22 protein-coding genes and 2 tRNA genes are annotated in these 23,245 nt (G+C 52.0%); 10 read left to right on the top strand and 14 right to left on the bottom strand.

Annotation, left to right across the window (positions count from 1 at the left end; all coding sequences use genetic code 11):
* Positions 1 to 118 precede the first annotated feature (118 nt).
* From ACLJZ5_RS13025 to ACLJZ5_RS12995, 7 genes are all read left to right on the top strand, one after another.
* Positions 119 to 195 (top strand) — tRNA-Arg (locus tag ACLJZ5_RS13025).
* A 193-nt stretch (positions 196 to 388) separates the two neighbouring features.
* A tRNA-Arg gene (locus tag ACLJZ5_RS13020) sits at positions 389 to 465 on the top strand.
* 236 nt (positions 466 to 701) lie between these two features.
* On the top strand, positions 702 to 1,268 hold the full coding sequence (yqaB, locus tag ACLJZ5_RS13015; RefSeq protein WP_000271291.1) for a fructose-1-phosphate/6-phosphogluconate phosphatase: 567 nt from the start codon (positions 702 to 704) through the stop codon (positions 1,266 to 1,268).
* Positions 1,265 to 1,690 (top strand): YqaA family protein, encoded by a 426-nt coding sequence (locus ACLJZ5_RS13010; RefSeq protein WP_001279499.1) that lies wholly within the window; start codon positions 1,265 to 1,267, stop codon positions 1,688 to 1,690. The genes yqaB and ACLJZ5_RS13010 overlap by 4 nt, the downstream gene beginning before the upstream one ends.
* Positions 1,691 to 1,766: 76 nt before the next feature.
* The gene (gshA, locus tag ACLJZ5_RS13005) at positions 1,767 to 3,323 is read left to right on the top strand and encodes a glutamate--cysteine ligase (protein ID WP_000611821.1); all 1,557 of its coding nucleotides are present in this window, start codon (positions 1,767 to 1,769) and stop codon (positions 3,321 to 3,323) included.
* A gap of 149 nt (positions 3,324 to 3,472) precedes the next feature.
* Positions 3,473 to 3,988 carry an S-ribosylhomocysteine lyase gene (gene luxS / locus ACLJZ5_RS13000; RefSeq protein ID WP_001130193.1) on the top strand — a complete coding sequence of 172 codons (516 nt, stop codon included), beginning with the start codon at positions 3,473 to 3,475 and terminating at the stop codon, positions 3,986 to 3,988.
* A 345-nt stretch (positions 3,989 to 4,333) separates the two neighbouring features.
* On the top strand, positions 4,334 to 5,704 hold the full coding sequence (locus ACLJZ5_RS12995) for a carbohydrate porin (protein WP_024797811.1): 1,371 nt from the start codon (positions 4,334 to 4,336) through the stop codon (positions 5,702 to 5,704).
* A gap of 48 nt (positions 5,705 to 5,752) precedes the next feature.
* On the opposite strand, the gene emrB is transcribed toward ACLJZ5_RS12995, so the two are convergent.
* The 12 genes from emrB to ACLJZ5_RS12935 form a co-directional block, all read right to left on the bottom strand.
* The gene (emrB, locus tag ACLJZ5_RS12990; RefSeq protein WP_001187298.1) at positions 5,753 to 7,291 is read right to left on the bottom strand and encodes a multidrug efflux MFS transporter permease subunit EmrB; all 1,539 of its coding nucleotides are present in this window, start codon (positions 7,289 to 7,291) and stop codon (positions 5,753 to 5,755) included.
* Positions 7,292 to 7,307: 16 nt separating this feature from the next.
* Positions 7,308 to 8,480, bottom strand: coding sequence for a multidrug efflux MFS transporter periplasmic adaptor subunit EmrA (gene emrA, locus ACLJZ5_RS12985; RefSeq protein ID WP_001275600.1), 1,173 nt, complete (start codon positions 8,478 to 8,480; stop codon positions 7,308 to 7,310).
* Positions 8,481 to 8,606: 126 nt separating this feature from the next.
* Positions 8,607 to 9,137 (bottom strand): transcriptional repressor MprA, encoded by a 531-nt coding sequence (gene mprA, locus ACLJZ5_RS12980; protein WP_000378431.1) that lies wholly within the window; start codon positions 9,135 to 9,137, stop codon positions 8,607 to 8,609.
* 496 nt (positions 9,138 to 9,633) lie between these two features.
* Positions 9,634 to 10,818, bottom strand: a complete 1,185-nt coding sequence (locus tag ACLJZ5_RS12975) for an MFS transporter (RefSeq protein ID WP_000165758.1) — start codon at positions 10,816 to 10,818, stop codon at positions 9,634 to 9,636.
* Positions 10,819 to 10,982: 164 nt separating this feature from the next.
* A complete protein-coding gene (gene proX, locus ACLJZ5_RS12970) occupies positions 10,983 to 11,978 on the bottom strand; it encodes a glycine betaine/L-proline ABC transporter substrate-binding protein ProX (RefSeq protein WP_001216618.1) in 996 nt (331 codons plus the stop codon).
* 69 nt (positions 11,979 to 12,047) lie between these two features.
* Positions 12,048 to 13,112, bottom strand: coding sequence for a glycine betaine/L-proline ABC transporter permease ProW (gene proW / locus ACLJZ5_RS12965; RefSeq protein WP_000775021.1), 1,065 nt, complete (start codon positions 13,110 to 13,112; stop codon positions 12,048 to 12,050).
* On the bottom strand, positions 13,105 to 14,307 hold the full coding sequence (gene proV / locus ACLJZ5_RS12960) for a glycine betaine/L-proline ABC transporter ATP-binding protein ProV (RefSeq protein ID WP_000985529.1): 1,203 nt from the start codon (positions 14,305 to 14,307) through the stop codon (positions 13,105 to 13,107). The genes proW and proV overlap by 8 nt, the downstream gene beginning before the upstream one ends.
* Before the next feature lie 354 nt (positions 14,308 to 14,661).
* Positions 14,662 to 15,621: a class 1b ribonucleoside-diphosphate reductase subunit beta gene (gene nrdF / locus ACLJZ5_RS12955; RefSeq protein WP_000777901.1), complete on the bottom strand. Its 960-nt coding sequence runs from the start codon at positions 15,619 to 15,621 to the stop codon at positions 14,662 to 14,664.
* Positions 15,622 to 15,631: 10 nt separating this feature from the next.
* Complete coding sequence (gene nrdE, locus ACLJZ5_RS12950; protein ID WP_024797810.1) at positions 15,632 to 17,776, bottom strand: class 1b ribonucleoside-diphosphate reductase subunit alpha; 2,145 nt, start codon at positions 17,774 to 17,776, stop codon at positions 15,632 to 15,634.
* On the bottom strand, positions 17,749 to 18,159 hold the full coding sequence (nrdI, locus tag ACLJZ5_RS12945) for a class Ib ribonucleoside-diphosphate reductase assembly flavoprotein NrdI (protein ID WP_001275401.1): 411 nt from the start codon (positions 18,157 to 18,159) through the stop codon (positions 17,749 to 17,751). The genes nrdE and nrdI overlap by 28 nt, the downstream gene beginning before the upstream one ends.
* On the bottom strand, positions 18,156 to 18,401 hold the full coding sequence (gene nrdH / locus ACLJZ5_RS12940; RefSeq protein WP_000028870.1) for a glutaredoxin-like protein NrdH: 246 nt from the start codon (positions 18,399 to 18,401) through the stop codon (positions 18,156 to 18,158). Before nrdH ends, nrdI begins: the two co-directional genes overlap by 4 nt.
* A 271-nt stretch (positions 18,402 to 18,672) precedes the next feature.
* The gene (locus ACLJZ5_RS12935) at positions 18,673 to 19,104 is read right to left on the bottom strand and encodes a carboxymuconolactone decarboxylase family protein (RefSeq protein ID WP_000209807.1); all 432 of its coding nucleotides are present in this window, start codon (positions 19,102 to 19,104) and stop codon (positions 18,673 to 18,675) included.
* Positions 19,105 to 19,192: 88 nt separating this feature from the next.
* On the opposite strand from ACLJZ5_RS12935, the gene ACLJZ5_RS12930 reads away from it, so the two are divergent.
* On the top strand, positions 19,193 to 20,527 hold the full coding sequence (locus ACLJZ5_RS12930) for a PLP-dependent aminotransferase family protein (protein ID WP_024797809.1): 1,335 nt from the start codon (positions 19,193 to 19,195) through the stop codon (positions 20,525 to 20,527).
* 83 nt (positions 20,528 to 20,610) lie between these two features.
* Here the strand turns inward: ACLJZ5_RS12930 and ACLJZ5_RS12925 are convergent, their stop codons facing one another.
* Positions 20,611 to 20,937 (bottom strand): DUF883 domain-containing protein, encoded by a 327-nt coding sequence (locus tag ACLJZ5_RS12925; protein WP_001519557.1) that lies wholly within the window; start codon positions 20,935 to 20,937, stop codon positions 20,611 to 20,613.
* A gap of 161 nt (positions 20,938 to 21,098) precedes the next feature.
* On the opposite strand from ACLJZ5_RS12925, the gene ACLJZ5_RS12920 reads away from it, so the two are divergent.
* A complete protein-coding gene (locus tag ACLJZ5_RS12920) occupies positions 21,099 to 21,449 on the top strand; it encodes a DUF2002 family protein (RefSeq protein ID WP_000281305.1) in 351 nt (116 codons plus the stop codon).
* Positions 21,450 to 21,483: 34 nt separating this feature from the next.
* Here the strand turns inward: ACLJZ5_RS12920 and alaE are convergent, their stop codons facing one another.
* Positions 21,484 to 21,933: an L-alanine exporter AlaE gene (alaE, locus tag ACLJZ5_RS12915; RefSeq protein WP_000492669.1), complete on the bottom strand. Its 450-nt coding sequence runs from the start codon at positions 21,931 to 21,933 to the stop codon at positions 21,484 to 21,486.
* Between the two features lie 898 nt (positions 21,934 to 22,831).
* Here alaE and stpA point away from each other — a divergent pair.
* Positions 22,832 to 23,233: a DNA-binding protein StpA gene (gene stpA / locus ACLJZ5_RS12910; protein WP_001051100.1), complete on the top strand. Its 402-nt coding sequence runs from the start codon at positions 22,832 to 22,834 to the stop codon at positions 23,231 to 23,233.
* Positions 23,234 to 23,245 lie beyond the last annotated feature (12 nt).

Here is a 23,245-nt window from a genome sequence, read left to right as displayed (position 1 = left end):
AGAGTACTCGGCTACGAACCGAGCGGTCGGAGGTTCGAATCCTCCCGGATGCACCATCTCTTACTTGATACGGCTTTCACCGCGGTATCAATATCGGCAGTAAAGCAAGTTTTCCGATGCATCCGTAGCTCAGCTGGATAGAGTACTCGGCTACGAACCGAGCGGTCGGAGGTTCGAATCCTCCCGGATGCACCATATTCTCCGTACTTTCAGTGATGAAGATACGGATAAGATAGCGGTAATCACCGCTGGCACCAGGAAGGATAACGTTGCGTCAGCAACGGCCCGAAGGGCGAGCCGTAAGGCGAGTAATCCTCCCGGATGCACCATCTTATTTAGTGTGGCAGTAAATGCGACATCAAATCTTGTAGTAAACATCATTTCCAATGCATCCGTAGCTCAGCTGGATAGAGTACTCGGCTACGAACCGAGCGGTCGGAGGTTCGAATCCTCCCGGATGCACCATATTCTCCGTACTTTCAGCGATAAAGATGCGGATAAGATAGCGGTAATCACCACAGGCACCAGGAAGGATAACGTTGCGTCAGCAACGGCCCATAAGGCGAATAATCCTCCCGGATACGTCACTGCCCTGCAATCGCTTTTCCCCTTATCCTGAATATACCTCTTCATCTCTATTAGCGACAAAATCAACCAATTGCGATAAAGTACTGTCTGGTTATTCGGTTTGCGAGAACACGATGTACGCACGTTATGCTGGTTTGATTTTTGATATGGACGGTACTCTCCTGGATACCGAACCCACGCATCGCAAAGCGTGGCGTGAGGTTTTGGGGCGCTATGGTCTTCGTTTTGATGAACAGGCAATGGTCGCGCTTAACGGTTCGCCAACCTGGCTTATCGCCCAGTCAATCATTGAGCTTAACCATGCCGATCTTGATCCCCTGTCACTGGCGCGTGAGAAAACCGACGCGGTAAAAAGCATCCTGCTGGACTGCGTAGAACCGCTGCCGCTGGTTGAGGTGGTTAAAGCGTGGCATGGGCGGCGTCCCATGTCGGTCGGTACCGGTAGCGAAAGCGCTATCGCGGAAGCCTTGTTAGCGCATCTGGGGCTGCGTCGTTATTTTGATGCGGTTGTGGCGGCAGATCACGTACAGCATCACAAACCTGCGCCTGACACCTTCCTACTGTGCGCCCAGCAGATGGGCGTCATGCCGACGCAGTGCGTGGTATTTGAAGATGCCGATTTTGGTTTACAGGCGGCGCGGGCGGCGGGAATGGATGCCGTGGATGTTCGACTATTGTGAGTGACGGACTGTCGCTCCTGTCTCTGTTTGCCAGTAGTTTTCTCAGCGCGACGCTGTTACCCGGTAATTCTGAGGTGGTTTTGGTTGCTATGCTGGTCTCCGGCGTCAGCCATCCCTGGGTCTTAGTCTTAACAGCAACAATGGGTAATAGCCTTGGAGGGGTAACTAACGTTATTCTTGGGCGTTTCTTTCCGCTGCGCAAAACGTCGCGCTGGCAGGAAAAAGCGACTGGCTGGCTAAAGCGTTATGGCGCAGCCACACTATTATTAAGCTGGATGCCGGTCATCGGTGATTTGTTGTGCCTGTTAGCGGGATGGATGCGCATCCCGTGGGGGCGGACGATCTTTTTTTTGTGTCTTGGTAAGGCGCTGCGCTATGTTGCGCTCGCAGCGGCGACGGTTCAGGGCATGATGTGGTGGTAATAATTGTAGGTTTGGCATGTATGGCCGCCATTACAGTTATGCTTATTAAAACGATTTGGACAGGCGGGAGGTCAATTTGATCCCGGACGTATCACAGGCTCTGGCCTGGCTGGAAAAACATCCTCAGGCGTTAAAGGGGATACAGCGCGGGTTAGAGCGCGAAACGCTGCGTGTCAATGCTGATGGCACGCTGGCGACAACAGGTCATCCTGAAGCGTTAGGTTCAGCGCTGACCCATAAATGGATTACCACGGATTTTGCGGAAGCCCTACTGGAGTTTATTACGCCAGTCGATGGCGATATCCAGCATATGCTCACCTTTATGCGCGATCTCCATCGGTATACGGCCAGGAAACTGGGCGATGAGCGGATGTGGCCATTAAGTATGCCCTGCTATATTGCGGAAGGGCAGGACATAGAGCTGGCGCAGTACGGCACATCCAATACCGGGCGTTTTAAGACGCTCTATCGCGAAGGGCTGAAAAATCGTTATGGCGCCTTGATGCAAACCATCTCCGGCGTACATTACAATTTTTCATTACCGATGGCGTTCTGGCAGGCGAAATGCGGCGTTACGGAAGGCGAAGCGGCAAAAGAAAAAATTTCTGCCGGCTATTTTCGTCTGATTCGCAACTATTACCGTTTTGGCTGGGTCATCCCCTATCTGTTTGGCGCGTCTCCGGCCATTTGCTCCTCTTTCCTGCAAGGAAAGCCAACCACATTACCGTTTGAAAAAACGGACTGCGGCATGTACTACCTGCCGTATGCGACGTCGCTGCGTTTGAGTGATTTGGGCTATACCAATAAGTCGCAAAGCAATCTCGGAATTACGTTTAACGATCTACATGAATACGTTGCAGGTCTGAAGCGCGCGATTAAAACCCCTTCCGAGGAGTACGCGCGGATTGGTGTGGAAAAAGACGGTAAGCGGCTACAGATTAACAGCAACGTTCTGCAAATTGAAAATGAGCTGTACGCGCCCATTCGTCCCAAGCGCGTGACGCGCAGCGGCGAATCGCCTTCTGACGCGCTTCTGCGTGGTGGTATTGAGTACATCGAAGTTCGTTCTCTCGATATTAACCCGTTCTCACCGATCGGCGTAGACGAGCAACAGGTGCGCTTCCTCGATCTGTTTATGGTCTGGTGCGTATTGGCCGATGCGCCGGAAATGAGTAGCGATGAGCTGTTATGTACGCGTACTAACTGGAATCGCGTTATTCTGGAAGGGCGTAAGCCGGGCCTGACGTTAGGCATTGGCTGTGAAACTGCGCAGTTCCCGCTGCCCAAAGTAGGGAAAGATCTCTTCCGCGATCTGAAACGCGTGGCGCAAACGCTGGACAGTATCCACGGGGGAGAGGAGTATCAAAAGGTGTGTGATGAGTTGGTCGCCTGCTTTGATAATCCTGAACTGACATTCTCCGCCCGGATCCTACGGTCTATGATTGATGAAGGCATTGGCGGCACCGGGAAAGCGTTCGGTGAGGCTTACCGTAATCTGTTACGCGAAGAGCCGCTGGAGATTTTACAGGAAGAAGAGTTTATTGCTGAACGTGACGCTTCAGTACGTCGTCAGCAGGAGATTGAGGCGGCGGATACCGAGCCGTTTGCCGCGTGGCTTGCAAAACACGCCTGACCCAAAAGAAAAAGGCCACTCACGGAGTGGCCAAAATTTCATCGCTGAAAACAGGGATGATGATAACAAATGCGCGTCTTTCATATACTCAGACTCGCCCCGGAACAAAGAGTTCAGTTTATTTTTAAAAAATTATCGGAGGTGACTAAATGCCATTATTAGATAGCTTCGCAGTCGATCATACCCGGATGCAAGCGCCGGCGGTCCGGGTTGCAAAAACGATGAACACCCCGCATGGCGACGCAATCACCGTGTTTGATCTGCGTTTTTGCATTCCGAACAAAGAAGTGATGCCGGAAAAAGGGATTCATACGCTTGAGCATCTGTTTGCTGGCTTTATGCGCGACCACCTCAACGGTAACGGCGTTGAGATTATCGATATCTCGCCGATGGGCTGTCGCACCGGCTTTTACATGAGCCTGATTGGCACGCCGGACGAGCAGCGTGTTGCCGACGCCTGGAAAGCGGCGATGGCGGATGTGCTGAAAGTGCAGGATCAAAACCAGATCCCGGAGCTGAACGTTTACCAGTGCGGTACGTATCAGATGCACTCGCTCAGTGAAGCGCAGGACATTGCCCGTCATATTCTGGAGTGTGATGTGCGCGTGAACAGCAATAAAGAGCTGGCGCTGCCGAAAGAAAAACTGCAGGAACTGCATATTTAGTCTTATTGGTAAGCGTTTCCAGTATTTAAATTAACCCCGGTCTATGGCCGGGGTTTTTTATTGCTTAATATAATTTGCGTTTATTATATTTGCGGCGAGAATACATTTTAAATTAAGTAATGCCTGGCCTGTTAAATAATAAAATGTGATCTGGTAAACAGAAAAGGCGGATAACTCACGATGCCAGAGTGTATTGATCACATAAACTAAAAATCATAAATAATTAATAGAAAAACATAATGGAATGCGCCAGATATCCAGGTAATAACAAGACTCTACTAATAGCCGGTCGATGGGGTTTTTAGCAAATCTTATCTGGTATACATCAAACTTAAGGGATAAAAAATGAAGGCTAAATATTTGGCGCTGATGATCGGTGCTTGCTTTTCTCATAACCTTTGGGCAGCGAATAATATCACTATTGAGCAGCGTCTGGCTGAACTGGAGCAACGTGTTGTTAATGCTGAAAAACGGGCATCCGATGCCGAGGCGCAAATTCGCTCGCTGAAACAGCAGCAGGTCGCCGCTACGCCGACGGTGAATGTCCAGTCCGCCGAGCCCATTGCAGCAGGTAAAACGCCGCCGAAGCTGACCTTATCCGGATTCAGCGATATTAAGTTCTATGGCGATGTCGAATTTAATATGGATGCGGCAAGCCGTTCCGGTAGCCTGACCTCGATGAGAACGTCAGCGAATAAAGATTGGGCATCAGGAACCAATGAACGCTGGGATATTAACGGACGCCTGTTGTTGGGCTTTGATGGCTACCAGCGGCTGGACAACGGTAATTTTGCCGGATTCTCTGTACAGCCTCTGGCGGACCTGACCGGAAAAATGAACCTTGATGATGCCGTTTTCTTCTTTGGTCGTGAGAATGACTGGAAAATTAAGGTTGGTCGTTTTGAAGCCTACGATATGTTCCCGCTGAATCAGGATACGTTTATTGAATATTCGGGGAATACAGCGAACGATCTTTACAGTGACGGTTACGGCTATATCTATATGATGAAAGAAGGACGGGGACGTAGCGACAGTGGGGGTAACTTCCTGCTGAGTAAAACCATCGACAACTGGTATTTCGAAGTTAACACATTGCTGGAAAATGGCAGTACGTTATATACCGAGAAGCAGTACCACGGAATGGATTTAACCAACGATAAAAACGTGGCTTACGTCCGTCCGGTTATCGCCTGGCAAAACGGGCGTTTTTCAACGGCGATAGCGATGGAAAGTAACGTTGTTAACAACGCCTATGGCTATTATGAGAATGGGAAGTGGATCGATCAGTCAGATCGTACGGGCTATGGTTTTACCATGACCTGGAATGGTCAAAAAACTGACCCGGAAGATGGCGCAGTGATTAACCTGAATACCGCCTATATGGATGCGACCGATGAGACAGATTTTACCGCTGGGGTGAATGCGCTGTGGCATCGATTTGAACTGGGTTATATCTATGCGCATAACAAAATCGAAGCCTTCAATGCTACTAATATCGATGCCGTTTGTGAGGACGATTGTTGGATCACCGATCCCGGCAATTATGACATTCACACTATTCATGCCTCATATTTATTCCCCAACGTGATGGATATGAAAAACTTTAACATCTACCTCGGTGCCTATGCTTCATGGGTAGAGGCCAATCCGAATAATGGCGATAACAGTGAAGATGCGCGTTACGGCGGGCGTCTGAGATTCAAATATTTCTTCTGATTGTTGGTCTACTAAAAAAGGGATCCGCAGATCCCTTTTATCAGATAGTTAGTGCGCGCCGCCACCGCCGCCGCCCGCACCGAAGGGCGGTTTGGCGAACCACACCAGGCCGAGCAGCACCAGGAAGATCCCCGCCGACATCCAGAAGATTTCGTTGGCGGAAATAATCAGCCCCTGATTCGTGATTTGCTGGGCTATCCAGCCTGACGCCTGTTGGTGCGTCATCCCTAAGCCTTCCAGTTTATCGTACATAGCCTGAGCGTTTGGATTATACGCCGTAACCGACTCCGTGAGCTGAGCATGGTGTAGCGACTCACGATCGGTCCACATAGTGGTGGTAATCGAGGTGCCAATTGAACCTGCCAGCGTTCGCGTGAAGTTCGACAGGCTTGATGCCGCCGCCAGCCGTTCTGGCGGTAACCCGGAGAGCGTAATGGTGGTCAGCGGCATAAAGAAGCAGGCGACGGCAAATCCCTGAATAAACTGCGGCCATGCGGAAGCGCCGAAATCCATACCCGGTTCGAACGTCCAGGCGCGCCAGTAAAAACAGACGGCGTACATAATGAAGCTGAACGTGACCAGCCTGCGCATATCCAGTTTATGCGCGAAGCGTCCGATAATCGGCGACAAAATTACCGGAATAATGCCGACTGGCGCCGACGCCAGACCTGCCCACGTTGCGGTATAGCCGTACACCTCTTGCAAAAGCTGCGGCAGTAGAACAATGGCGCCGAAATAGAGCATATAGGCAAGGCTGATGCACAAGCAGCCAATCGTGAAGTTACGCGATTTAAAAAGAGAAAGATCGACGATAGGGTGATCGTCGGTCAGTTCCCAGACGATCAGGAAACTGATGGCGATGACGGCGACCACGGTCAGGATGATAATTTCCTGTGAGGAGAACCAGTCCAGCTCTTTACCGCGATCGAGCATAATTTGCAGGCTGCCGATGCCAATCACCAGTAACGCCAGCCCGACGGCGTCAATACGTCGCCGTTCGGTATGCGTTTCACGTCCGCGCAGCGTGTGTAACGTCATCAGGACGACGGCGATGCCAATCGGCACGTTGATGAAGAAAATCCATCCCCAGTGGTAATTATCACTGATGTAGCCCCCCAGAATCGGGCCGCAAATCGGCGCGACAATGACGGTCATTGACCAGAGCGCCAGCGCAATGGAGCGCTTTGCAGGCGGATAGTTATTCAGCAACAGGCTTTGCGAGAGCGGAATCAGCGGCCCGGCGACCACGCCCTGCACCACGCGGAAGAAGATAAGCATATTCAGGCTGCTGGATACGCCACAGGCCCAGGAGGCCGCGGCAAAGGCGACCGTCGACCACATGAACAGTTTGACTTCGCCAAAACGTTTCGCCAGCCAGCCGGTTAAGGGAATCGAGATAGCGTTCGCCACCCCGAAAGAGGTGATAACCCATGTCCCCTGGCTTAGGGAAGAACCCAGGTTCCCGGCGATGGTCGGAATCGCCACGTTGGCAATGGTGGAGTCCAGCACCTGCATGAATGTCGCCAGCGACAGCGCGATCGTCATGATGACGAGCTGCGCGCCCTCCAGCGGTTTTTGCTGTTGCATCACACGCACCTCAGGATTAACCCGCGTTAGCCTGTACGATGTCGTCGATCAGTTTATTGACCGGCGCGAGATTAATTTCGCGTGCGTTACTTTCGGCAACCGGCGTCGTTCGTACCTGGCTGGCCAGTACCTGACCGTCGCGATTAGCGGTATCCACGGTGACCAGCGTCGATAAACCAATACGCAGCGGATGTTGTTCTAACTGGCGGGCGTCCAGTTCGACGCGTACCGGCAGACGTTGAACCACTTTAATCCAGTTACCCGTCGCATTTTGCGCGGGCAGCAGGGAGAAGGCGCTGCCTGTTCCCATATCCAGACCGACGACTTTACCGGTGTATTTTACGTCGTCGCCATAAATATCAGTAATCACCGTCACTGGCTGCCCAATGCGCATATTCGCTAATTGGGTCTCTTTAAAGTTAGCGTCCACCCACAGATCGGTTGCAGGCACCACGGCCATCAGCGGCGTGGTGGGGCTGATTTGCGCGCCAGGCTGGACGGCGCGGCGAGAGACATAACCAGTCATTGGGCTGACGATGCGGGTACGCTCCAGCGCCAGCCAGGCGTTACGCACTTCGGTCGCCGCTTGTTGAACCGCGGGCTGATCTTCCAGTTTACTGTTGAGTATCATTGCCTGGTTGGCATTGTACTGTTGAATGGCGACATCCAGCTGTGCCTGCGCGCTGGCGACGGCATCGCGGGCGTGTTGCAGCTCTTCACGACCAATAAGATTGGCATTACCCAGCGGCACACGACGGTTAAGGTCGCTTTGCGCTTGCGCCAGGGCGGTTTTTTGCACGTCGATATTCGCCTGCAACTGCTTGCTGTTAATCATCAACTGGTGCGTCTGACGCACGCTGGAGGCCAGCGCCGTTTTGGCTTTTTCAAACGCTTGTTTGGCGTCAGTCTGATCGAGCGTGACCAGAACATCGCCCTCTTTTACAAAGTCGGTGTTATCAGCCCAGACTTTCGTCACGCTGCCTGACACCTGCGCCATGATTTGAACCTGGTTCCCTGCCACGTAAGCATCATCTGTCTCTTCAATATGACGCAATACTAAAAACCAATAAATTCCATATGCCACGGCAATAATAACAAAGAGCAAGGTAAGAAGTAGCAGCGCTGTTTTGCGTTTGCCTTTCTTCTTAGCCGGTTGCTGCGGGGTTTGGATCTCCGCATTTGCGCTCATGTTGTTCTCCACGATCTTATTATTCACATCGGCTGAGCCGACCTGTTGTCAGAAAGGCCAGCAGTAACGCGTGCCGGCCTGTCCGCTTTCCTGTTATTAATCTGGATTTTTGAGCGGGTCGGCGCTTTAGCGCAGCGCCTCAAGAACAGTGCCTTCCTGCTCCATTTGATCAAGACGCGTCAGGAGTTTACGAGTGATGTGCTCAAGTTGATCTTTTTCGGCAGTGCTAAGTGATGACCAGAGTTGATGCAGACAATGATGCTGAGGCGGAAGCACTTCTTGCAAAAATGCCTGACCTTTCTCCGTTAATTGCAGATGCAGGCAACGGCGGTCGTTATCGCTCTCACGACGCTCAATCCAGCCGCGTTTTTCCAGCTCATCTGCAATGCGTGTCGCATTGGTGCGAGATGAACCCAGCGCGCAGCTTAATTCAGACGGCTGAATACTGTGGTTTTCCTGAGACTCCAGCGTAATCAACGCCATAAACAACGTCTCGTTAATCCCTTGAGCCTTCAGCATCTTATTGCGGTTTTCCAGGAGCTTGCCTTGCATGTGCATACAAAGACGAGTCAAAAGAATTTCCTGATAAGGAAAGTCTTCGTGACGGCTGGCGCGAAATTTTAGCATTTGTTCAATGGGCGTAAACGAACTATCCATTTGGGCATGACCTCATTAATTTCAGCCGATATAGTAACGACAGTGACAAATAAAGTAAATGTATTATTAATACAAAATCATTCTTTCAGGCTATAAAGCAACCAATGATACGCAGACTGAGACGCCAGCGGGAACATTGGGCCCGGTAAAGCGCCGCCTGCGGCAAATCCAGGAATGACGAGAAAAGCGTGAGTGCCTGCATGAAAAAATCAGGAGAGAACGATAAGCGGGAGGGGCGAAAGCCGGGTAAACGGCCTTACAACCCGATGCAAAAGCCACCGGAATATCACGGATAGCTATCGGTGAACGACCTTCGAATCCTTGAACGGGCGCTATTGGCCTGGGAGCAGATGGGGATGCAGGGCTTTCCATAGAATTATATTATTCTTCACCGGTATAAAAATAACCATGATAAATGAATAGCATAACCTTAACAGACTGGGGAGCTCCTTAACACCCTAAGGAGCTTAAACAAAGGTAAACGCTCACTATCCGCTTAATTTACGGCTTCCTGTCGGTGAAAACCTCGCCACCAGACCAGTAAATTAAGTAAGGCTACCGTGACACCCGCCAGACAAACGCCGGCCCAGCCGGCATGTTGCCAGGCGGAGGCGGAAATCAGCGACCCCGCGGCGCCACCGATAAAGTAGCTGGTCATATAGCCGGCGGTGAGCCGGTTACGCGCATCCGGATGCAAACGATAGATGACCGTCTGATTGGTGATATGTACCCCCTGAACGGTGAGGTCCAGTACCAGAATGCCAATAATCAGCGCCAGTACCGAGGTGTGCCCAAGCCAGATAGCCAGCCAGGAGAGTAACAGCAGCAGTAAGCCGAATGTGGTGGTGAGGTGAGATTTACCTTTATCGGCAAATCCGCCCGCCGGACGCGCGCCTAAAGCGCCGGCGGCCCCCGCCAGGCCAAACAGGCCAATCATCCCCTCGGAATAGCTAAACGGCGGCGCGGCGAGCAAAAAGGCCATTGACGTCCAGAGGATGCTGAAATTAGCAAAGGTCAGACAGCCCAGCAGCGCGCGGGTACGCAGCAGCTTATCGTGAATAAACAGGCTGAATACAGAACCCAACAGCTGCGGGTAGTTAAGATGGGTGTCGGATTTGAGCTTTGGCAGTCCGCGCCACAACGCAACGGCCATCAGCGCCATCAGCGCCGACGCTACCCAAAATACGGTGCGCCAACCGCCGAGGTTTGCCAGCAGTCCGGCGACCGTTCGCGCCAGCAGGATCCCCAGCAACAGGCCGCTCATAATGGTGCCGACCACTTTACCGCGGGTGGCGGGCGTCGCAAGCGTGGCGGCCAGCGGAACCAGAATCTGCGCCACCACGGAGAACAGTCCGGTTAAGGCCGTTCCGAGTATCATCATGCTAAGCGACTGACTGCTGGCGGTGATCAGCATTCCGCCAGCTGCCAGCAACGTCATGGAGACAATCAGCGTTCGGCGTTCAAACATGTCGCCGAGCGGCACCAGAAACAACAGGCCAGCGGCATAGCCCAACTGCGCGGCGGTAACGATAAACCCTGCGGAGCTGGCGGAAAGCGAAAAGTGATGCGCGATGGTATCAAGCAGCGGCTGGGCGTAGTAGTTGCTGGCGACCGCCAGCCCCGTGGCCACAGACATTAAAACGATCAGCGCCGGGCTAAGCTCATGAGTGGGTTTCGTCATTATGGTAATCGTGATTCAGATAATTATTTCCTGGGAAAACAATCATAGCGGATGTTGATGAATAAAGGGGAACGGTGACGTGATGAATCGTGCGCTTTGAGGAGAGATTGCGTTGGCCGGATAGCGGCGCATGAACTGCGCTTTATCCGGCATAAAAAACGATCTTATTTCTGCGCGGCCAGCGCTTCTTTCACCCAGCCGTCAAACTGCTGCTGGTGGGCGTTGATCCAGCCGTCCACGTGGCCCTGAACATCGGCTTCAGACGATTTACCGGCATGCATCATGGCGTTCTGCGCGTTGATATCCGCCAGCGGCAGCTTCATGATGGCGAACAGTTTCGCCGCCGCCGGGTTTTTCTCCGCCCATGCCTTATTGGCGACAATATGCATGGTATTAACCGGGAACCCATAGTTCGCGCCGTTCGGCAGTTTAGTATCAATATTTTTCTGTTCGCCCGGCAGAGAGGAGAACGGCACCTGTAGCCAGACGACATCTTTACCCGGCTTCATTACGTCGCTCACCCAGTACGGGGTCCAGGTGTAATACAGCACCGGCTTGCCTTCTTTAAAACGGGTAATGGTATCAGCCATCATCGCCGCATAGTTACCGTGGCTGACCTCAACGGTTTTTTGCAGATCAAACGCTTTATTCTGGTGATTGATCACGGCTTCGCAGCCCCAGCCCGGCGAGCAGCCCATCATGTCCGCTTTTCCGTCGCCATTGGTATCGAAGATTTTGGCGATTTTCGGATCTTTTAGCTGAGCGATATTGGTGATGTTGTACTGCTCGGCGGTTTTTTTATCGATCAGATAGCCCTGCGCAGCGCCGGAGACGAAGACGCCCTCGCGGTAAAACTTGTTGTCTCCGCCTGCTGCGGCATACATATCATCATGCAGCGGCTGCCAGTTCACGGCGGTAAACGTCGCATCGCCAGAGGCGATGGAGGTATAGCCTACGTTGTAATCGACTTCACTCGGCTTATTTACGGTATAACCCAACTTTTCCAGCGCCCGGCTGACCAGTAACGTCTGGAAGGACTCTTCAGAAATCGTGCTTTGGATAGGTTGAACGGTAATGCCTTTGCCAGGCAGGTCGGCAGCGAAAGCGCTGGCGGTGACAAGGGTGGCAAACGCTGAGGCAAATATCACAGTATGTCGCATCGTTGTTCCTTTAATTATGGTAGGGAGTTGTAAGCCCGGTAAGCGCAGCGTCACCGGGCGTCAGGAGAGTTACTTAACGAAAGGGCGGGTGATTAGCCCAACAGGACCGGTGGTATACCAGCGACGGTTACCGCGGCTACGCGAGTCGCGCCCGACGGCCTGCGTCAGACGGTCCAGAATAATGGCGAGAATCACAATGCCGACGCCGCCCACGGTTGCCAGCCCCATATCAAGACGACCAATGCCGCGTAGTACCATCTGGCCAAGCCCACCGACCGCAATCATCGAGGCGATGACGACCATCGAGAGAGCCAGCATCAGCGTCTGATTAACGCCTGCCATAATGGTGGGCATCGCCAGCGGTAGTTGCACTTTGAACAACATTTGGCGCGGGCTGGCGCCGAACGAGCGCGACGCTTCAATTAAGTCGGCAGGCACCTGGTTAATGCCCAAGATCGTCAGGCGTATAATCGGCGGTAGAGCAAAAATAATCGTCACCACCACGCCCGGCACGTTACCGATGCCGAATAACATGACAATCGGCACCAGATAGACAAACGCGGGCGTGGTCTGCATCGCATCCAGCAGCGGACGAACTATTTTGGCCGCACGCGGGCTGCGCGCCAGCCAGATTCCCATCGGTAATCCGATCACGACGCAGAACAACAGGGCGGTCAATACCAGCGCCAGGGTAATCATCGCCTGCGACCAGGCGCCGATCGCGCCGATGGCGATCAGCGATATCAGCGTTGCGATCCCCATGCCCACGCCGGAAACCTGCCAGGCAATCAGCGCAAAGAGAATAATCGCCACAGGGGCGGGCATTCCCAGCAGCAGTTGCTGAAAGCCGTTAAGGATGTAATCCACCGGCACACGAATCCCCTGAAAAAGGGGACGGAAATGGGTGACGACCCAGTCGATTCCCTCTGTGACCCAGCTATCCAGCGGGATAAGCGTCTTATGGAACGGGTCCAGAAGAGAAAAGTGTTCAGGGGCTGGCGCGGGCGCGCTGTTCAACCAGTCGGTACTGCCGCCGTCCGTGGCTACGCCTGCCGGTGTTCCCCAGGCATCAGCCGTTTGCGTCGTAGTATCGGCCACCTGTGCGGTATCCCACGGATTCGTTTGATCAGCCATTGTTACCCCCCTCGCGATCTAAAGCCTGTAGCAACATACGTTTTGAAATAATGCCAACATACTGGTGTTCTTCATCGACAACCGGCACCGCGCAGGGCGCCTGGCCGACGTGAGAGAGCAACTCGCTGAGTGGGGTTTGCGCATCAACGACTAAAGGGTCGTCGATAAGCGCCGCTTCAATCCCTTGCGCCTGGCTTAATGCCGCTTTTAATGAGTCGATGGACACGACGCCCACGAATTTATTGCCACGCTCAATGACGTAACCATATTCACGGTCTTCATCCTGTAATAATTTCAGTGCCGAACGGGGACCAAAACCTGGCGTTTTACGAATTAAGCCGACCGGACTGCGACGGGCAATATCTTTGGCGCTAAAGACCTGACTAATATCCACGCCACGGAAGAACGTGCGGACATAATCATTTGCCGGATTATTCAGGATCTCATCCGGCGTACCAACCTGTACGACCTCGCCATTTTGCATAATGGCAATCCTGTCGCCAATACGCATAGCCTCATCAAGATCGTGGGAAATAAAGACAATGGTGCGCTGATGTTTCGCCTGTAATTTCACCAGCTCATCCTGCATTTCGGTACGAATTAATGGATCGAGGGCGGAAAACGCTTCATCCATTAATAAGATATCAGGGTTGATTGCCAGCGCGCGGGCAAGCCCAACACGCTGACGCATCCCACCGGAAAGTTCATCCGGATAGGCGTGAGCGTAATTCTCAAGCCCCACCTGACGCAAGGCGTCCAGCGCTTTTTCGCGACGCTCTTGCGCCGCGATGCCCGCTAATTCCATACCGAATGCCGTATTATCCAGCACGGTCATATGCGGCATGAGCGCAAATGACTGGAAGACCATCGCAATCTTTTTCCTGCGCACCTCGCGAAGCTCAGCGTCTGATATTTTGGCAATATCAACGCCGTCAATCAGTACCTGTCCGCGGGTGGGTTCAATCAGGCGATTGAGAAGGCGTACCATTGTGGATTTACCCGAGCCGGATAATCCCATGATGACAAATATCTCGCCTTCTTCAATGGCCAGACTGGCGTCTTTAACGCCAAGCGATAGCCCCGTTTTTTCCAGTATTTGCTCTTTCGATAGTCCCTTTTCAATATATTTGAAGGCACGCTGCGGATGCTCTCCAAATATTTTATACAGATTCTTCACTTCTAATTTAATTGCCATGCAATAGAATGATTCCTGTTATTTACTTATGTCGATATGTTACCTGATAGAAATAGTTACCTTTTTCTACCCTAACATACTCAGAATCTGAGACAACCCTGAATTTGCTTCTGGCATGAATATTGCGAGGTGCTATCGGCTGTGATTTCCCATGATATAAGGGCTGAACGCGAATGGGGAGGGAGAGATATTTTTTGAGACAACCAGCAAAAATCCACCTGAATTGGAGGAATCCAGGTGAATAATGTCACTCGTATTGAGTGTAGGACATGTTGTAATATTTGCGCGATTTAACCCGGTATTGATTGAAATAAAGGCATGGAAAATGTAACGTTATTTCCCATGCCCGTAAGGTTAAAAATTCCAGTCTTCGTCTTCGGTTTCGACTGTTTTCCCCATCACATAAGATGAACCTGAGCCGGAAAAGAAATCATGGTTTTCGTCGGCATTCGGCGAGAGCGCGGCAAGGATTGCGGGATTCACGTCTGCCATCTCCGGCGGAAATAACGCCTCATAACCCAGGTTCATTAAGGCTTTATTGGCGTTGTAGCACAAGAAGGCTTTGACGTCGTTAACCCAGCCGGTTTCCGCATATAACGCTTCTGTGTAGCAGATTTCGTTGTCGTACAGTTCCATCAACAAATCCAGCGCGAAAAGCTTTAACTCTTCACGCTCGATTGCCGATAGTTTTTGTAGTGCTATCTGATACTTATAGCCAATATAATAACCGTGAACCGCTTCATCGCGAATGATTAAACGAATCAGGTCGGCAGTGTTCGTGAGCTTACCGCGGCTGGAGAAATACATCGGCAGCCAGAAGCCGGAATAGAACAGAAAAGACTCTAAAAAGACGCTGGCAATCTTTTTCTTTAGCGGTTCATCACTGACGTAATGAGCCAAAATAATCTGCGCCTTACGCTGAAGCGGCGGGTTTTCTTCGCTCCAGGCGTAGGCGGCATCAACCTCTTTCGTCTGGCACAGCGTGGAAAAAATAGAACTGTAAGAGCGGGCGTGTACCGCTTCCATAAAGCTGATGTTCGACAGCACTGCCTCTTCATGCGGCGTGATGGCATCTGCCATTAACGACGGCGCGCCTGCGATGTTCTGGATAGTGTCGAGCAGCGTAAGTCCCGTAAACACGCGAATGGTGAGCTGCTGTTCGGCGGCGCTCAGCGTCTGCCAGGCCGGAATATCATTCGATAACGGCACTTTTTCCGGCAGCCAGAAGTTACTGGTCAGCCGGTTCCACACCTCCAGATCTTTGTCGTCCTGGATCTTGTTCCAGTTGATGGCGCTAATACGAGATAATTTCATATGGCTTTCCTTATAGCGCGCAGGATACGCAGCCTTCAATTTCAGTACCTTCCAGCGCCAACTGGCGAAGCCGGATGTAATACAGGGACTTAATACCTTTTCGCCAGGCATAGATCTGCGCCTTGTTGATATCGCGGGTCGTGGCGGTATCGGAGAAAAACAAGGTGAGCGACAGCCCTTGATCGACGTGGCGCGTGGCCTCGGCATAGGTATCAATAATTTTTTCCGGACCGATATCGTAAGCATCCTGATACATGTCCAGATTTTCATTGGTCATAAACGGCGCGGGGTAATACACACGCCCGGTTTTGCCCTCTTTGCGAATCTCAATTTTGGCCACAATCGGATGAATGCTGGAGGTCGCATGATTAATGTAAGAAATCGAACCGGTCGGCGGCACCGCCTGCAAATTTTGGTTATAGATGCCATAGCGCATCACATCGTCGCGCAGCTTTAGCCACATTTCTCGTGTGGGCAGCGTAATGCCGCTGCGGGCAAATAGCGTCCTGACTTTCGCCGTTTTCGGTTGCCAGTCGTCCTGTAAATACTGCGTAAAATAGTCGCCGCTGGCATAGCGCGACTGCGCAAATCCGGCGAAGGTTTTGCCGCGTTCGCGGGCCAGCCGCATTGAAGTATGCACGGCATGCCAGGTAATGGTGTAAAAATAGAGATTGGTGAAATCCAACGCCTCCGGCGAACCGTAGGCAATGCCTTCTCTCGCCAGATAGCCGTGCAGATTCATTTGGCCCAGACCGATGGCATGAGAGGCGGCATTACCGGCGGCTATTGAGGGCACGCTGCGTATATGGCTCATGTCCGACACCGCCGTCAGGCCGCGAATAGCGGTTTCTACGGTACGGCCAATGTCCGGTGAATCCATGACGTGAGCGATATTCAGCGAGCCGAGATTGCAGGAGATGTCATGCCCGATGTGGGTATAGTCAAGGTTATCGTCGTAACGGGAGGCGCTATTGACCTGTAAAATTTCTGAGCACAGGTTGCTCATATTAATGCGACCAGCAATGGGATTCGCGCGGTTTACCGTATCTTCAAACATGATGTAGGGATACCCGGATTCGAACTGAATCTCCGCCAGTGTTTGAAAAAAGTCACGGGCGTTAATATAGGTTTTACGCACGTGCGGATCGGCAATTAATTCATCGTACCGTTCGCTAATGGCGATATCGCCAAACGGTTTGCCGTAGCGTCGTTGTACGTCATAGGGCGAAAAGAGCGCCATTTGCGCGTTTTCTTTCGCCAGCCGGAAGGTGATATCCGGGATCACCACGCCGAGAGAGAGCGTTTTGATCCGGATTTTTTCGTCGGCATTTTCCCGTTTGGTATCCAGAAAACGCAGAATATCCGGATGGTGCGCATGGAGATAAACCGCGCCGGCCCCCTGGCGCGCGCCAAGCTGGTTGGCATACGAAAACGCGTCTTCCAGCATTTTCATCACCGGGATCACGCCGGAAGACTGATTCTCAATGCGTTTGATCGGCGCGCCCGCCTCGCGCAGATTGGAGAGTAAAAACGCGACGCCGCCGCCGCGTTTGGAGAGTTGTAGCGCCGAATTCACCGCCCGCCCGATCGACTCCATATTGTCTTCGATACGGAGCAGGAAGCAGGAGACCAGTTCCCCACGCTGCTGTTTACCGCAATTTAAAAAAGTCGGGGTAGCGGGCTGAAAGCGACCAGAAAGCATTTCATCGGTCAGTTGGGTGGCCAGCGTTTCGTCACCCTGCGCCAGCGTCAACGCCACCATAGTCACCCGATCTTCAAAGTGTTCCAGATAACGTTTGCCGTCGAAGGTTTTCAGCGTGTAACTGGTATAGAACTTCCAGGCGCCAAGAAACGTCTGGAAGCGAAAGCCGCTGGCGTGGGCGTGCTCGAACAGGCGAAGGACGAAGGCGCGGTCGTAACGCGCGAGGACGGCGTCATCGTAATACCCTTCCCGAACCAGCGTCTCCAGACGTTCATGCTGGCTGGCAAACGTCACGGAATGCGGGCGGACGTGAGCGGCAAAGAAGGCGTCGATCGCCTGCTGGTCCTTGTCGAACTGAATATGGCCTGCTTTATCATAAAGATTCAGCATCGCGTTCAGGGCGTGGTAATCCATGGTTTCCTGCATTACGCGCTCCGGGGTAGTTGTTGCCAAAATTCATTTACTCCTTTTCGGACGTTATCGATGTCGCGTTGTGTGCCCATGAGCTCAAAGCGGTACAGCCAGGGGACGCCGCATTTTTGTGCTATCACATCGCCAGCGCATCCCCAGGCATCGCCGAAATTGCGGTTACCGGAGGCGATGACGCCGCGAATGCGCGCCCGGTTGTGTTCATCATTTAAAAAGCGGATCACCTGTCGCGGCACCGCACCGGCCATCCCGCCGCCGCCGTATGACGGCACAACCAGAATGTACGGTTCGTCTACCTGAATTCGCTCCCGTTCATTGAGCGGAATACGCGTGGCAGGCAGCCCCAGACGCTGCATAAAACGGTGCGTATTTTCAGAGCTGCTGGAGAAGTAGACGAGCGCGCTCATGCGTTTGCCGCGTGGGGTGTCGGGTGCAGACGGTTAATCATGTCCGGGCGGAAGCCAGACCAGCTCAAATCGCCCGCCATCACCACCGGTAATTGACGAAACCCTTGCGCCCGGAGCGTATCCGCTGCATCCGGCACCAGATCGACGTTCACCATCTCAAATTCAAATCCACGGCTTTCCATCGCCCGCTTTGTGGCGTGGCACTGAACACAGTTATTGCGAGTGTAAATAGTAATGCTCATGATTCGTATTTCCATTTAAAATGAGGAAACGGCGCGATGAAACGCGTCGGATTGTCGTGTGTTGATACAGGAAATACTAGATGTAGTTGAATTAAGATTCAACCATACAAGATATGGGAATTTTCGATTGATTTTAACGCCGCTGATGAACGCAGCGGGGTAGGGGCGGCATGGCTAATTTTTGCCGGATGGCGGCGTGAACGCCCGATCCGGCCTGCAGGTTGACGCATAACAGAGTTGGCTGACATCTGCGCCATCCGGCAACAATGCGTCACATTCGCATACCGATCGCCAGACGGTTAAAGCAGTTCATTAAACCGATGGCGAAGGTCAGATCGCTGATTTCACGCGCGCTGAAATGATCGAGCAGCGGCAGGTAAACATTATCTTCGGCGTGGGTTTCAGCAATGTGCGTCACCGATTCCGCCCAGGCTAACGCCGCGCACTCTTGCTCGCTGAAATGGTGGCTTACCCGCCATCCTGCCAGCGCATCTAATTTAGCTTGATTTACGCCAGCCTTACGCAGCGCTTTACTGTGCATCTCCAGGCAAAATGCACAGCCATTTATTTGCGAAACACGCAGGTAAATCAGCTCCATCAGAGTGAGGTCAAGCGTGCTCTTTTCCAGCGCGTTTTTCGCCTGCACCAGAGCGCTATAAACCTCCGGGCTCAGTTCATAATAGGGTTGGCGTAACGTCGTCATCATGTTTCTCCTCGTGTTGATGACGAGCACTGTAGCACTATAATGGTCTGTAAAAGAGAGCCATATTTTTACAGAAAAAGCAGACCATATGCCGCGCTATCAGCACATCGCTCGTCAGTTAAAAACGGCCATTGAGCAAGGAGAACTCGCGCCCGGAACGCGTTTGCCGTCCAGTCGGACGTGGGCGCAGGAACTGGGCGTTTCTCGCGCCACGGTGGAAAATGCCTATGGCGAGCTGGTGGCGCAGGGCTGGCTGGAGCGACGTGGCCAGGCAGGCACGTTTGTGAGCAACGCTCTACGGTTTGAGACGGCGCCGCCGATACCCGTTGTTTTTGCCGGAGAAAGTCCGGAACCGAAACCCTTTCAGATGGGGTTACCGGCGCTGGATCTCTTTCCACGCGAGAAGTGGGCGCGAGTAATGGGGCGTCGGTTGCGCACGCAGACACGCTTCGATCTGGCATTAGGCGACGTCTGCGGCGAGGCGATTTTGCGCCAGGCGATAGTCGATTACCTGCGGGTTTCGCGTAGCATTGAATGTCTGCCGGAACAGGTATTTATTACCTCCGGTTATGCAGATTCTATGCGGCTAATCCTGCGTACATTGTCTGTACCGGGAGACAGCATGTGGGTGGAAGATCCCGGTTTTCCGTTAATTCGCCCGGTGATAACGCAGGAGGGGATTACGCTGGCGCCGATTCTGGTCGATGCCGATGGGCTGAATGTCGCGGCGGGGATGCGGGATTGCCCGCAGGGACGCTTTGCATTGGTGACGCCCGCCCATCAAAGTCCGTTGGGGGTGGCGCTGTCGTTAACTCGCCGACGGCAACTTCTGGCATGGGCGGCGAATGTGCAGGCCTGGATTATTGAAGATGACTACGACAGCGAATTTCGTTATCACGGTAAACCGCTTCCGCCGCTCAAGAGTCTGGATGCCCCGCAGCGAGTGATTTACGCCGGAACGTTCAGTAAGTCGCTCTTTCCGGCATTACGTACCGCCTGGCTGGTGGTGCCGATAAAGCAGATTGAGCATTTCCGCCAGCAGGCGTCGCTGATGCCCTGTAGCGTACCGTTGTTATGGCAGCACACGCTGGCTGATTTTATCCGTGATGGCCATTTCTGGCGGCATCTGAAAAAGATGCGTCAACATTATGCTCAGCGACGGTTATGGATTGAAGAGGCGCTGGCAGAACAGGGATTTGTCGTGACATTACAGAAAGGCGGTATTCAATTGGTTATTGAGGTTGAAGGTGATGATAAAGCGCAGGTAGCAAAAGCGAATCAGGCCGGACTGGCGGTACAGGCGCTAAGCCGTTGGCGAGTGGTTTCGTCAGGAAAGGGGGGCATTTTACTGTCGTTTACCAATATTACTTCCGCTGCCATGGCGAAACAGGTCGCGTGGCAGCTTCGACAGGCGATACAGTAACCGTTTCGCCGAATGGCGCGACCTGGGCCTGCGGCAATGATGCAGGCCCAATAAAGTATGTCGCCATCCGGCAGCGCACGTCGTTAGCGACGCAGGCTAAGCAGCGCCCCGATAAAAATCCCTACCGCTGCGGCGGTTCCTACGCTGCACCAGGGTTTTTCACGCACAAACGTATCCGCGCACCCCATCGCATCACAGGCGGCTTGTTTTACGCGAGTACGACCCTGCATCCGCGCCCGGGTCTCTTTCAGCAACGCCTGTGCTTTACGTCGCGCAGCCTCGGCTTCGTCTTTCGCATCGCTTCCCCAGGATTTAAGGACATCTTCCAGACTGTCGGCTAATCGATTGACATCATTCTGAATATCCTGAACACCATCATCGACGTCGTTTCGGTTCGGTTTGTTAAGCATATGATCCTCCATTGATTTCGATGTAGCTTTCAGTGTAGTTCATATTTTTACCTGCTGAGGCTTGTTACGGCGATATCATGCGTTTCTGGACTTTTCTGAAAGCGTTGATAACGCGCTATCGGGTAAGGTAAGCCCGCAGTAAAAGAGAATGAGGATAAAATATGTATTTACGACCTGACGAGGTGGCGCGGGTACTGGAAAAGGCAGGGTTTACCGTCGATGTGGTGACGAATAAGACGTATGGTTATCGACGCGGCGAGAATTATGTTTATGTTAACCGCGAGGCGCGTATGGGGCGTACCGCGCTGATCATTCACCCCAGATTAAAAGACCGTAGCTCATCACTGGCTGACCCGGCTTCGGATATTAAAACCTGCGATCACTACCAAAATTTTCCGCTCTATTTAGGCGGCGAGACCCACGAACATTACGGTATTCCCCACGGCTTTAGCTCCCGAATAGCGTTAGAACGTTATCTGAATGGGCTTTTTGGCGACGAAAAAACCGACTAAAAGCGCGACTGGCAATGCCAGTCGCGACGCTAACTTACGCCTTAGCCTGATGATAGCTGCTCACTTTAAACAGGCGGCGACAATAATCCAGGAAGTAGCCATAAACCGCGCCCATTAACATTGAAACAACAATGTTTGAACTCACGGCGGCCACTATCTGATGCCAGCCGGCGCCGACGGTCAGCAAGATGATAATATAAACGGGTGACTGAAAGGTGACATAGGCCAATACATCCGCCAGGTTTTTGGCCCATCCCGCCGGGCTTGCCTTACGCGCGACGCGCATAATCAGATCGCGGTAAACGCCGTATGGCCATGCAATCAAAATGTTGACAGGTATCGCCACCAGCCTGGAAGAAAGCGACTGCTCAAAGCTCATTCCGGAGAGGAATATCTCGATCAACATGTTCACAACAGAACAGTAAACAACCATCGCAAACGTGTCTGCTACGGCATGACGCAAGCGTGACTGTGGAGAGAACATGTTAATGCTCCTTGTAGCGTATCGATCAGAATGAGGTGATGGTTGGTAGTGAAATCATAAAGCACTTTTGTCTTTGCATAGAGTATATCCCTATATAATAACTATCAACTAGTGCAATATTTTTATTTATAGACTTTTTGTCGATAAAATACTCTGTGGTTGTGTGTTTTTTGCTCGCGGCGAGATTTTCGTTGTTGTTAGTTATTAATTACTTTTAAATCAATGCATTATAATGCATTGTTTTTCTGGCGATTTTCAGCCACATTCCAAATGTTGTCAGATGCGATGTATTCTCGGCTAACGGCACGCGCTCTACTTTTCTCAGCATAATTATAGCTATTGCAGGCTGATTTTTAGCATAAAGCTCTGATGATGATTTTTGAATGGTTAATCTCTTATTGTGCTGAAATATTCACTTCTGTATAAGGTCAGCCACCGTGAGGGTCACCGTGGTTACTGAGATACGCAATACGCTATATACGCTATGGATTTCGAGTTGCTTAAAGGCGGCAAGGGAGTGAGTCCGCGGGAGTATAGATAACGATGTGACTGGGGGGAGCGACAAATCTGCCGGGAGCAGATTTGAACGTCGCGTGCGACGACCCGTCAGGGCGAGGCCCATGGATGAGCCGGGTAATCCGTAGCCAACACATAAGCAACTTGAAGAATGAAGGGTATAAACAGCCGAACGGGAAACCTACAGATATACCGTAGGCAGAATAACCTGAAACACACAGGGGGTAATGAATATAACCTTCTGGTTAACAGATTAATATAATTAATCGAGTTATACTGAGTATATCTGTATGAACTTTAGGATCTGGAAATATAATCAATAATCGCATACAATACCGCCTGTAATAGTTTTTGTTTTCTGCGTTAAAAGGTTTTTATTGATATGAATTTGATGTTACAGAACTTAAATAATATCCGCACGCTGCGCGCTATGGCTCGCGAATTCTCCATTGACGTTCTTGAAGAAATGCTCGAAAAATTCAGGGTTGTCACTAAAGAAAGACGCGAAGAAGAAGAATTGCAGCAACGCCAGCTTGCCGAGAAGCAGGAGAAAATTAATGCCTTTCTGGAGCTGATGAAAGCAGACGGTATTAACCCGGAAGAGTTATTTGCCATGGATTCAGCAATGCCGCGTTCTGCTAAAAAGCGCCAGCCGCGTCCGGCAAAATATCGTTTTACTGATTTCAATGGCGAAGAAAAAACCTGGACCGGACAAGGTCGTACGCCTAAACCGATTGCCCAGGCGCTGGCGGCGGGGAAATCTCTGGATGATTTCTTAATCTAATCACGGATAACC

It is taken from the genome of Salmonella sp. 5800 (assembly GCF_046558195.1).
Taxonomy (GTDB): domain Bacteria; phylum Pseudomonadota; class Gammaproteobacteria; order Enterobacterales; family Enterobacteriaceae; genus Salmonella; species Salmonella enterica.
This window is presented reverse-complemented; position numbering and strand designations above follow the sequence as displayed.